Below are 11,844 nucleotides of genomic sequence, written 5' to 3' on the forward strand. Positions count from 1 at the left end.
GCCCAATCGGGTCAAGTCTTGCGCCATCGCGTTCTTCCAGGCGGGCAATCCGGGACGATGCGGCAGGGACCAGGCATCCGTGGTCCGACCCCCTCCGTCCTGGGAGGCCTGACATGAGACAACGCGCAGCCGTGCTGTGCGGCGCCGCCGTCGTGGTGGCCGGGATGCTCACCGCCGTCCCGGCCGGCGCCAGCGCATCGCCCACGGCGGACACCGTGCAACCGGCGCGACCGACCTGGCAGAAATGCGGCTCCACCAAGTATCCGGCGCTCCAGTGCGCGTCCGTGACGGTGCCACTCGACTACGCGAACCCGGGTGGACGGCAGATCACGCTGGCGCTGTCCCGGGTCCCGCACACCGCGAAGACCTATCAGGGGCCGCTGCTGGTCAACCCGGGCGGGCCCGGCGGCAGCGGTCTGGGGCTCGCCGGATACGTCGCGTCCGCGCTGCCCAAGGCGGTGGCGGCACAGTACGACGTGATCGGTTTCGACCCGCGGGGCGTGGGCAAGAGCAAGCCCGCTCTGAACTGCAGGCCCGGACACTTCGCCCCCGTCCGCCCGGACTCGGTGCCCCGCCTGCCGTCCCTGGAGAGGGCCAATCTGTCGCGCGTCGCCGCGTTCGCCGAGGCGTGCGCCACCAAGTACGCGAGCGTGCTGCCGTACATCGACACGATCAGCGCCGTGCGCGACATGGACGCGATCCGGCAGGCGCTCGGCGCCCCGAAGCTCAACTACTACAGCTACTCGTACGGTACCTACCTGGGCGCCGTCTACGCGAAGCTGTTCCCGCAACGGGTACGCCGACTGGTGCTCGACTCCGTCGTCGACCCCACGGGTGTCTGGTACGAGGACAACATCCAGCAGGACTACGCCTTCAACGACCGGCACCGGGCGTTCCTGGCCTGGGTCGCCGAGCACGACGCCACGTACAAGCTCGGCACCGCCCCTGCCGTGGTCGAGGTGAAGTGGTACGCGATGCGGGCGGCGCTGGCCAGGAATCCGGCCGCGAAGACGGTGGGCGCGTCCGAGTTGGAGGACACCTACATCCCCGGCGGCTACTACAACGGCCGCTGGCCCCGCCTCGCCGAGGCGTTCGCCGCGTATGTGAACAACGGGAACTCCGGCCCTCTCGTGGCGGCGTACAAGGACATCGGCGCGGTCGACGCCTCGGGAGAGAACGGCTACAGCATCTACGCCGCGGTGCAGTGCCGTGACACCTCCTGGCCGCGTGACTGGGCCCAGTGGCGCAAGGACAACTGGGCGGTGTACGCGAAGGCGCCTTTCATGGTCTGGAGCAACGCCTGGTACAACGCGCCGTGCGCCTTCTGGCCCACGTCCTCGCTGCGGCCGGTCGATGTGTCGAACAACGCCCTGCCCCCGGCGCTGCTGTTCCAGGCGACCGACGACGCCGCCACCCCGTACCAGGGCGGTGTGACGGTCCATCATCTGCTGCGCGGCTCCAGCCTCGTGGTGGAGCAGGGCGGAGGCAACCACGGCATCTCGCTGAGCGGGAACGCCTGCCTGGACAAGTACCTGGCCGCGTATCTGGACAAGGGCACGGTCCCGCGCGGCGGAAGCGACATCGACGCGGTGTGCCCGAAACTGCCCGACCCCACGCCGGCGAAGACCAAGGCGGCCTCGGCCGAGGGCCGCGGCGCGACGTTGCACGGTCTGCTCGGTCCCCGCGGCTGAACGACCCGTCCGGCCCGTCGGGGGCGCTGTCACACCGGTGGTCCACCATGTACCCATGAGTGAGCCGACCAGGATTCCCGCCCCCGACGGGGTCGCCCCCGCCACCGCCTACACACACGTCGTCATGGGCACGGGCCGCTTCGTCGCGGTCTCCGGCCAGCTCGCCCTGGACAAGGACGGACGTGTCGTCGGCGAGGGCGACCCCGCCGCACAGGCCCGGCAGGTCTTCGAGAATCTGCGCCGCTGTCTCGCCGCGGCGGGGGCCACCTTCGACGACGTCGTCAAACTGACCTTCTTCGTCACGGACATGACGTACATGCAGGCAATCCGCGTGGCCCGTGCCGAGCACATACCCGACGACCGGCTGCCGGCCGCGTCGGCGGTGCAGGTGGCGGCGCTCGTGCGCCCGGAGTTCCTGATGGAAATCGAGGCATACGCGGTGGTGGGCGGATGATGCGAGGAGCGTCCCCACCGGCTCCTGCCCAAGATCCCGCCATGGACCGTCAGCCGCCGCACATCCGCCCGATGACCCTGGCCGACTGCGGCCGAATCTCGGAGATCCGCATCCGAGGCTGGCAGAGCGCCTACCGGGGGCTCATGCCGCAGCCGTACCTCGACGCCCTCAGCGTCTCCGAGGACGCCGAGCGGCGGCGCGCGCGCTTCCGTGACGGTGACGACCGTGTGGTGAACCTGGTTGCCGAACAGGACGGCGAGATCGTCGGCTGGGCGGCGCACGGCCCGTACCGTGACGGCGAAGTGCGCACCAGCGACGCCGAGTTGTACGCGATCTACATCGACCCCACCCACCTCGGGAACGGGATCGGACAGGCGCTGCTGGAGAAGTCGGTGAGCCAGTGTGCGCCCGTGCACGCACGCATGTTCCTGTGGGTCCTCAAGGACAACGCGCGCGCCCGGCGGTTCTACGAGCGTGCGGGCTTCCGCGCGGACGGCGCCGAGGAGCCGTTCGACGCGGGCGGCGTCGCCGTGCCCGAGGTGCGGTACGTGCAGGACCTGACCCGCTGAGAGCTCACCGGGGCTCGGGAATCCGTGCCAGCGCGCGCACCGCGGCCTCCGCGAGCGCCGGGTGCGCGAGGGCCTCGTTGAGCACGGGTCTGGCCCGTTCGTCTCCGAGCGCCCCGAGTCCCTCCACACAGGCGAGCGCCACTCTCCGGTACGGATCGTGCGGCCGCAGTCTGCGTTGAAGGGTGGTGATCAACGCGGGTACGGCCTCGGGGGCGCGCAGCTCGACGAGCAGGCGGACGGGGTGAAGGGCGTAGGCGACGCGGAGTTCGTTCGTGGCAAGGGCGGCCGCGGCCCGGGCGGTGCGCGGATCGCCGAGCCGGGCCAGAGCGTACGCGGCCGACGCACAGCGGTGCGGATCGCGGTGGTTGAGCAGCAGCACCAGCGTCTCGAACGCCCGCCGGTCCCCCGCCACCCCCAGCCGGAAGGCGGCCGCCTCCCTGGCCCACAGCGGCTGCCCGGCCTCCGTCAGCACATGGGCCAGCTCGCCGAGGTCGCCGGTCGCCACCAGCCGCTCGTACACCGAGGAGCCCCCGGACTCGGCCCGTAAACGCTCCGTGAGCAATCGCAACGCTTCGTCCATGGCGCCGAGACTAGGGGCCCGTGCCGGACGCGGGGACTACATCACAAACATGAGGACTGGCGCGCTCGTTACCCGCGGGTTAAGCTCAATCGAGCGAGTTACCCACTCGCTCTGACTTGTGGCGGCCTGGTGACGCAGCCGTCGCGAGGGGCACCTTCCACTCCCTCAAGGCAGTGGGGGCGCCGGTCGGTTCGGTACATCGCGTACCTCAGTACGACCCGGCTCCGGGACAGGGCCGGTCGGATCACCGTTCGACGGATGTGTACATCCGCGGACGTACACCGGGCGTGTGCGCTCGTCAGCCCGGCAGACACCCGCATCCTCCGCGTCCTGTGCGCCCGTCGGCGCAACCGGACGCGCTCCCAGTCGTCACCTCATTTCTCTGGAGTCCGCGATGGCCGCTCCCCTCTCCGACACCCCTCTGTCCCCGCTCAAGACCATTGCCGTCGTCGGCCTCGGCACCATGGGCACCGGCATCGCCGAGGTGCTGACCCGGGCCGGCCGCGAGGTCGTCGGCATCGACATCGACGAGGCCGCGGCCGGCAGGGCCGTCGCCGCCCTGGACGCCGCCACCGCCCGCGCCGTCGACCGGGGGCGCCTGACCGAACAGGAGCGCGACAACGCCCTCGCCCGATTCCGCACCTTCACGGACCTGCAGGCCGCGTCGGACGCCGATCTGGTCATCGAGGTGGTCCCGGAGTCGTACGAGATCAAGCAGCAGGTCTTCCGCGCCCTCGACACCATCGTGCGCCCGGACACCGTCCTCGCCACCGGCACCAACGCCCTCTCCGTCACCCGGCTCGCGGCCGACTCGGCCCACCCCGAGCGGGTCCTCGGGCTGCACTTCTTCAATCCGGCGCCGGCCATGAAGCTGGTCGAGGTGGTCTCGTCCGTGCTGACCGCGCCCGCGGCCGTCGCCACCGTCACCAATCTCGCCCTCGACCTGGGCAAGGAGCCCGTCGCGGTGGGCGACCGCCCCGGATTCGTCGCCGACGGGCTGCTGTTCGGCTACCTCAACCAGGCCGCCGCGATGTACGAGTCGAAGTACGCCTCGCGCGAGGACATCGACGCCGCGATGAAGCTGGGCTGCGGGCTGCCCATGGGGCCGCTCGCCCTGCTCGACCTGATCGGCATCGACACCGCCCGCACGGTCCTGGAGGCCATGTACACCGCCTCCCACGACCGGCTGCACGCGCCCGCGCCGGTCCTCAAGCAGCTCAGCGAGGCGGGTCTGACCGGCCGCAAGTCGGGGCGCGGCTTCTACACCTACGAGGCGCCCGGCAGACCGACCGTCGTGCGCGACGCGCTGACGCCGCTGGAGGGCGCCAGCCTGGTCCCCGGCCGTTCCGTTCGTTCGGTCGGCGTCGCCGGTTCCGGCACCATGGCGTCCGGCATCGCCGAGGTCTTCGCCAAGGCCGGGTACGAGGTCGTCCTCGCCGCCCGCACCGAGGAGAAGGCCCAGGCCGCCAAGGCCCGGATCGGCAAGTCGCTCGCGCGCTCGGTCGACAAGGGCCGGATGACGACGGAGGCGGCCGCCCAGACGCTGGACCGGGTCCGGCCGACGGGCACCTACGACGACTTCGCCGACGTCGACCTGGCCCTGGAGGCCGTGGCCGAGGACCTGGAGATCAAGCGGCAGCTCTTCGCCACCTTCGACAAGGTCTGCAAGTCCGGCGCGATCCTCGCCACCACCACCTCCTCGCTGCCGGTCGTCGCCTGCGCCCGCGCCACCTCGCGCCCGCAGGACGTGATCGGCATGCACTTCTTCAACCCGGCTCCGGCCATGAAGCTGGTCGAGGTGGTCCGGACGGTGCTGACCGCGGACGACGTGCACGCGACGGTCCGTGAGTTGTGCACGTCGGTCAGGAAGCACCCGGTCGACTGCGGCGACCGCGCCGGGTTCATCGTGAACGCCCTGCTGTTCCCGTACCTCAACAACGCGGTCAAGATGGTGCAGGAGCACTATGCGTCCCTGGACGACGTCGACGCGGCGATGAAGCTGGGCGGCGGCTACCCGATGGGTCCGTTCGAACTGCTCGACGTCGTCGGTCTGGACGTATCCCTGGCCATCGAGAAGGTGCTGCACCGGGAGTTCCGCGACCCGGGTCTGGCCCCCGCGCCGCTCCTGGAACACCTGGTGGCCGCGGGCTGCCTCGGCCGCAAGACGGGCCGCGGCTTCCGCGAATATGCCAAGCGCTGACCGGCGCGGCGACCGGCTCCCCGGCGCCGCCGACTGGGGCGGACTGCTCGATCCGGCAGGCGACCCCCCGCCCCCGCGGGGCGGGGGTGGCCCGGGACATGCGCACCATCCTGCGGACATGCAGTACGTTCGGGTCATGTCCCAGCCCGCCAAATCCTCACGTACACCAGCCGCGACCGACCCGCCCGAGAGCGCCGCAGGCAGTCGCGCCGCCGCCCAGCGGCTCAAGATGCGCCGGGAACTGGCGGCCGCGGCGATGGAGCTGTTCGCCACGAAAGGCTACGAGGCGACCACCGTCGACGAGATCGCGGCGGCCGCCGGGGTCGCCCGGCGCACGTTCTTCCGCCACTTCCGCTCCAAGGAAGAGGCGATCTTCCCGGACCACGACGACACCCTGGTACGGGCCGAGGCGGTGCTCAATGCCGCTCCCGCGCACGAGCATCCGCTGGACACCGTGTGCCGCGGCATCAAAGAAGTCATGAGGATGTACGCGGCCCGGCCGGAGATCTCGGTCCAGCGCTACAAGCTGACGCGCGAGGTGCCGACCCTGCGCGAGGCGGAGATCGCCTCGGTCGCCCGCTACGAGCGGCTCTTCACCCGCTATCTGCTCGGCCACTTCGACGAACACGCGCACGACGACGACGCGAACGACGATCCGCTGCTCGCTGAGGTCGCCGCCTCCGCGGTCGTCACCGCGCACAACCACGTCCTGCGGCGCTGGCTCAGGGCCGGAGGCCAGGGCGATGTCGAGGCCCAGCTCGACCACGCCTTCGCGATCGTACGGAGGACCTTCGGCACGGGTATCGGAGCCGGGCGCGGGGCCGCGCCCCGGACCGCGCCGGCCGCCGTGACCACCCAGGGCGAGGTGCTGGTGACGGTCGCCAGGACCGACATGCCCCTGGACGAGGTCATGCGCACTATCGAGCAGGCGCTCAAGGAACGCTCCTAGGTTCACCCGTTCGGACCTATCGCTGCGGGCCGGCGGCGGCACTGAGTGCCGCCGCCGGCCCGCTTCCGTTGCGCCCACCCATCGGCGACCTTTGATCGATCATCGCTCATCTGTTACGTAAAGATTTCATCTGAGAGCAATATCTGGCACCCAGTGCCTTGCGGGGTGACACGGCGTGCCATACGTTGTTCATGTCCGGGCGGCCGGCGTGCAGAGACCATGCGCACGCCGGCTGTCCCCGCAAGCCTCCCTCGGGCGAGCGCGCCCGGACGCCTGCGTCACAGGCAACCTCCCGCGCCACAAAGCGCTGCCAGAGCACCACTGAGCCGAACCGACGGCACCCCTCACACCAGCAGCACACCGACGTGACCCTCAGCGTCTCCCCTCAAGACGCCATTCGCCGGAGGCAACACCGTGAAGGACATCCTGGACGCGATTCAGTCGGGGACGGCCACGGCCGCCGATCTCGCCGCTCTTCCGCTCCCCGAGTCGTACCGCGCGGTCACCGTGCACAAGGACGAGACGGAGATATTCGCCGGGCTCACCACCCGCGACAAGGACCCCCGCAAGTCCCTGCACATCGACGACGTGCCGCTGCCCGAACTCGGCCCGGGCGAGGCCCTCGTGGCCGTCATGGCCTCCTCGGTCAACTACAACTCGGTGTGGACCTCGATCTTCGAGCCGCTGCCGACCTTCGGATTCCTGGAGCGCTACGGCACGCTCTCCGAGCTCACCAAGCGCCACGACCTGCCGTACCACATCATCGGCTCCGACCTCGCGGGCGTGGTCCTGCGCACCGGCCCGGGCGTCAACGCCTGGCAGCCGGGCGACGAGGTCGTCGCGCACTGCCTCTCCGTGGAGCTGGAGTCCTCCGACGGCCACAACGACACGATGCTCGACCCCGAGCAACGCATCTGGGGCTTCGAGACCAACTTCGGTGGTCTGGCGGAGATCGCGCTCGTCAAGTCCAACCAGCTGATGCCGAAGCCCGGCCACCTCAGCTGGGAGGAGGCCGCCGCCCCGGGCCTGGTCAACTCCACCGCCTACCGCCAACTCGTCTCCCGCAACGGCGCCCAGATGAAGCAGGGCGACAACGTGCTGATCTGGGGCGCGAGCGGCGGGCTCGGCTCGTACGCCACCCAGTTCGCGCTCGCCGGCGGCGCCAACCCCATCTGTGTCGTCTCCTCGCCCGCCAAGGCGGAGGTCTGCCGCTCCATGGGTGCCGGGGCGATCATCGACCGCACCGCCGAGGACTACAAGTTCTGGAAGGACGAGCACACCCAGGACCCCAAGGAGTGGAAGCGCTTCGGCAAGCGCATCCGCGAGCTGACCGGCGGCGAGGACGTCGACATCGTCTTCGAGCACCCCGGCCGCGAGACCTTCGGCGCCTCGGTCTACGTCACCCGCAAGGGCGGCACGATCGTCACCTGCGCCTCCACCTCGGGCTACCACCACGAGTACGACAACCGCTACCTGTGGATGTCCCTGAAGCGGATCATCGGCTCGCACTTCGCCAACTATCGCGAGGCCTGGGAGGCCAACCGGCTCATCGCGAAGGGCAAGATCCATCCGACGCTGTCGAAGGTGTACCCGCTGGAGGAGACCGGTCAGGCCGCCCACGACGTCCACCGCAACCTCCACCAGGGCAAGGTCGGCGTGCTGTGCCTGGCCCCCGAGGAGGGCCTGGGCGTGCGCGACGAGGAGATGCGCGCCGAGCACCTCGACGCCATCAACCGCTTCCGGAACATCTGAGAGGCGTATATGAGCGAGCGTCAGCCGCAGGCGCAAAAAGACAGGGACCGGCCGTGGCTCATGCGTACATACGCCGGCCACTCCACGGCCGAGGCGTCCAACGAGCTGTACCGGCGCAACCTCGCCAAGGGCCAGACAGGTCTGTCAGTGGCGTTCGACCTGCCGACGCAGACCGGATACGACTCCGACCACGTCCTCGCCCGTGGCGAGGTCGGCCGGGTCGGCGTGCCGGTCGCGCACCTCGGTGACATGCGCCGGCTGTTCCAGGACATACCCCTGGAGCAGATGAACACCTCGATGACCATCAATGCCACGGCCATGTGGCTGCTGGCGCTCTATCAGGTCGTCGCAGAGGAGCAGGGCGCCGACATCGCCAAGCTTCAGGGCACGACCCAGAACGACATCGTCAAGGAGTACCTGTCGCGCGGCACGCACGTCTTCCCGCCGGGGCCCTCGCTCCGGCTGACGACGGACATGATCGCGTACACGGTCTCCCACATCCCCAAGTGGAACCCCATCAACATCTGCAGCTACCACCTGCAGGAGGCGGGCGCCACACCGGTGCAGGAGATCGCGTACGCGATGTCGACGGCGATCGCCGTCCTCGACGCGGTGCGCGACAGCGGCCAGGTGCCGCAGGAACGCATGGGCGATGTCGTCGGCCGGATCTCCTTCTTCGTGAACGCCGGCGTCCGCTTCATCGAGGAGATGTGCAAGATGCGGGCGTTCGGCCGGATCTGGGACAAGATCACGCGCGAGCGGTACGGCATCGAGGACCCCAGGCACCGACGCTTCCGCTACGGCGTCCAGGTCAACTCCCTCGGGCTGACGGAGGCCCAGCCGGAGAACAACGTCCAGCGGATCGTGCTCGAGATGCTGGCCGTGACCCTCTCCAAGGACGCACGCGCGCGTGCCGTGCAGCTCCCGGCCTGGAACGAGGCGCTGGGGCTGCCCCGGCCCTGGGACCAGCAGTGGTCGCTGCGCATCCAGCAGGTGCTCGCGCACGAGAGCGACCTGCTCGAGTACGACGACATCTTCGAGGGCTCGAAGGTCATCGAGGTCGAGGTGAGCCGGCTGGTCGAGGAGTCGCTCGCGGAGATCGAGCGGATCCAGGAGATGGGCGGCGCCATGGCCGCCGTCGAATCGGGCTACCTCAAGTCGCGGCTCGTCGCCTCGCACGCGGAGCGCCGGGCCCGTATCGAGTCCGGCGCGGAGAAGATCGTCGGCGTCAACATCTTCGAGACGACCGAGCCCAACCCGCTCACCGCCGATCTGGACACCGCGATCCAGACGGTCGACCCGGAGGTCGAGGCGCGCGTCATCACCTCGCTCCAGCACTGGCGCGACACCCGCTACCAGCCGCCGTTCAACCATCCGCGGCCCTGCAAGGCGCTGGAGCGGCTGAAAGAGGCCGCCAAGGGCACCGACAACCTCATGGAGGCCACCCTGGAGTGCGCCCGCGCCGGGGTCACCACCGGCGAGTGGGCCGGGGCCCTGCGCGAGGTGTTCGGCGAGTTCCGCGCGCCGACGGGTGTGTCCTCCGCGCCGGTCGCGGTGGCCGCCGAGGAGGGCACGGCGCTGGCCCGGGTGCGCCACAAGGTGGATCTGACGGCCCGGGACCTCGGTGTCGGCAAGCTCCGCTTCCTGGTGGGCAAGCCGGGCCTGGACGGGCACTCCAACGGCGCCGAGCAGATCGCCGTGCGGGCCCGGGACGCCGGGTTCGAGGTGGTCTACCAGGGCATCCGGCTGACGCCCGAACAGATCGTGGACGCGGCCCTCGCGGAGGACGTGCACGCGGTCGGCCTGTCCATCCTGTCCGGTTCGCACGCGCAGCTGGTGCCGGACGTACTGGAGCGGCTGCGCGCGGCCGGCGCCACCGACATTCCGGTCATCGCCGGCGGGATTATCCCGAACGGTGACGCGGAGCAGTTGAGGGCTGCTGGGGTGGCCGCCGTCTTCACGCCGAAGGACTTCGATATCACCGGGATCATCGGCCGTATCGTCGACGAGATCCGTACAGCGAACAAGCTCGACCCCCTGGAGGTCCCCGCATGACGTCCCCTGTCAACCGGCTTCGCCCGCGGCGCTCGTGCCTGGCCGTGCCGGGCTCGAGCCCCCGCTTCCTGGAGAAGGCGCAGGGCCTGCCCGCCGACCAGGTCTTCCTGGACCTGGAGGACGCGTGCGCGCCGCTGGCCAAGCCCGAGGCGCGGCACACCATCGTCAAGTTCCTGAACGAGGGCGACTGGACGGGCAAGACGCGGGTCGTGCGCGTCAACGACTGGACGACCCAGTGGACGTACCGCGACGTGGTGACGGTGGTCGAGGGCGCGGGCCCGAACCTGGACTGCATCATGCTGCCGAAGGTCCAGGACGCCCAGCAGATCGTGGCGCTGGACCTGCTCCTGACCCAGATCGAGAAGACCATGGGCTTGGAGGTGGGCCGTATCGGCATCGAGGCGCAGATCGAGAACGCCCAGGGTCTGAACAACGTCAACGAGATCGCGCGGGCCTGCCCGCGTATCGAGACGATCATCTTCGGCCCGGCCGACTTCATGGCGTCGATCAACATGAAGTCGCTGGTCGTGGGCGAGCAACCGCCCGGCTACCCGGCGGACGCCTACCACTACATCCTGATGAAGATCCTGATGGCCGCCCGCGCCAACAACCTCCAGGCGATCGACGGCCCCTACCTGCAGATCCGCAACGTCGACGGCTTCCGCGAGGTGGCGGTGCGTGCCGCCGCGCTCGGCTTCGACGGCAAGTGGGTGCTGCACCCAGGTCAGGTGGAAGCCGCCAACGAGGTGTTCTCGCCGTCCCAGGAGGACTACGACCACGCTGAGCTGATCCTGGACGCGTACGACTACTACACGTCCGAGGCGGGCGGCAAGAAGGGCTCCGCGATGCTCGGCGACGAGATGATCGACGAGGCCAGCCGCAAGATGGCCCTGGTCATCGCGGGTAAGGGACGCGCCGCCGGCATGCAGCGCACCAGCAAGTTCGAGATCCCGGAGGCCTGAGCGCCATGCAGTTCGGACGCACCTACGAGGAGTTCGAGGTCGGGGCGACGTACAAGCACTGGCCGGGCAAGACGGTCACCGAGTACGACGACCACCTCTTCTGCCTGCTCACCATGAACCACCACCCGCTCCACATGGACACCAACTATGCGCAGAAGTCGACGGACTTCGGCCAGAACGTCGTGGTGGGCAACTACGTCTACTCGCTGCTGCTCGGCATGTCCGTCCCGGACATCTCCGGCAAGGCGATCGCCAACCTCGAGATCGAGTCGCTCAAACACGTGGCACCGACGTTCCACGGGGACACGATCTACGGTGAGACGACCGTGCTCGACAAGTGGCCCTCGAAGTCGAAGAACGACCGCGGCATCGTCCACGTCGAGACCAGGGGATACAAGCAGGACGGCACGCTGGTGTGCACCTTCCGCCGCAAGGTGATGGTCCCCACCCAGACGTACATCAAGGAGCGCGGCGGCGAGCAGCCCGGCCGCCCGCCCGTCTGCCACCACCACCCTCAAACGACGCCCCTGCGGGGCGACACCCCTGGTACGGAGCTGAAGGAGCAGGAGAGGTAGAGATGAGCCGTCTCGCCCAGACCCACGGTCTCACGGACGTCCAGCAGGAGATCATCT

General features: G+C 69.6%; 10 protein-coding genes. 9 read left to right on the forward strand and 1 reads right to left on the reverse strand.

All coding sequences use genetic code 11. From position 1 onward, the window contains the following. The first annotated feature begins 113 nt into the window (after positions 1–113). The 3 genes from VXC91_RS08450 to VXC91_RS08460 are packed head-to-tail and all read left to right on the forward strand — an operon-like array spanning position 114 to position 2,714. Positions 114–1,691, forward strand: a complete 1,578-nt coding sequence (locus tag VXC91_RS08450; RefSeq protein WP_329506292.1) for an alpha/beta hydrolase — start codon at positions 114–116, stop codon at positions 1,689–1,691. Between the two features lie 55 nt (positions 1,692–1,746). Next, positions 1,747–2,145: a RidA family protein gene (locus VXC91_RS08455; RefSeq protein ID WP_329506293.1), complete on the forward strand. Its 399-nt coding sequence runs from the start codon at positions 1,747–1,749 to the stop codon at positions 2,143–2,145. Between the two features lie 41 nt (positions 2,146–2,186). Beyond that, positions 2,187–2,714: a GNAT family N-acetyltransferase gene (locus VXC91_RS08460; RefSeq protein ID WP_329506295.1), complete on the forward strand. Its 528-nt coding sequence runs from the start codon at positions 2,187–2,189 to the stop codon at positions 2,712–2,714. A 4-nt stretch (positions 2,715–2,718) separates the two neighbouring features. On the opposite strand, the gene VXC91_RS08465 is transcribed toward VXC91_RS08460, so the two are convergent. Continuing rightward, positions 2,719–3,294, reverse strand: coding sequence for an adenylosuccinate lyase (locus tag VXC91_RS08465; protein ID WP_329506297.1), 576 nt, complete (start codon positions 3,292–3,294; stop codon positions 2,719–2,721). Positions 3,295–3,688: 394 nt separating this feature from the next. Between VXC91_RS08465 and VXC91_RS08470 the strand changes: the two genes are divergently transcribed. From VXC91_RS08470 to VXC91_RS08495, 6 genes are all read left to right on the forward strand, one after another. Continuing rightward, positions 3,689–5,494 (forward strand): 3-hydroxyacyl-CoA dehydrogenase family protein, encoded by a 1,806-nt coding sequence (locus VXC91_RS08470; protein WP_329506299.1) that lies wholly within the window; start codon positions 3,689–3,691, stop codon positions 5,492–5,494. Positions 5,495–5,630: 136 nt separating this feature from the next. Continuing rightward, positions 5,631–6,443: a TetR family transcriptional regulator gene (locus VXC91_RS08475; protein ID WP_329506300.1), complete on the forward strand. Its 813-nt coding sequence runs from the start codon at positions 5,631–5,633 to the stop codon at positions 6,441–6,443. 414 nt (positions 6,444–6,857) lie between these two features. Next, positions 6,858–8,195, forward strand: coding sequence for a crotonyl-CoA carboxylase/reductase (ccrA, locus tag VXC91_RS08480; RefSeq protein ID WP_329506301.1), 1,338 nt, complete (start codon positions 6,858–6,860; stop codon positions 8,193–8,195). A 9-nt stretch (positions 8,196–8,204) separates the two neighbouring features. Further along, positions 8,205–10,250 carry a protein meaA gene (locus VXC91_RS08485; protein WP_329506303.1) on the forward strand — a complete coding sequence of 682 codons (2,046 nt, stop codon included), beginning with the start codon at positions 8,205–8,207 and terminating at the stop codon, positions 10,248–10,250. Then, positions 10,247–11,212: an HpcH/HpaI aldolase/citrate lyase family protein gene (locus tag VXC91_RS08490; RefSeq protein ID WP_329506304.1), complete on the forward strand. Its 966-nt coding sequence runs from the start codon at positions 10,247–10,249 to the stop codon at positions 11,210–11,212. Before VXC91_RS08485 ends, VXC91_RS08490 begins: the two co-directional genes overlap by 4 nt. A 5-nt stretch (positions 11,213–11,217) precedes the next feature. Beyond that, positions 11,218–11,787, forward strand: coding sequence for a MaoC family dehydratase (locus VXC91_RS08495; RefSeq protein WP_329506305.1), 570 nt, complete (start codon positions 11,218–11,220; stop codon positions 11,785–11,787). Positions 11,788–11,844: the final 57 nt, after the last annotated feature.

The sequence above is a fragment of the Streptomyces chiangmaiensis genome (genome assembly GCF_036281785.1).
Classification (GTDB): domain Bacteria; phylum Actinomycetota; class Actinomycetes; order Streptomycetales; family Streptomycetaceae; genus Streptomyces; species Streptomyces chiangmaiensis.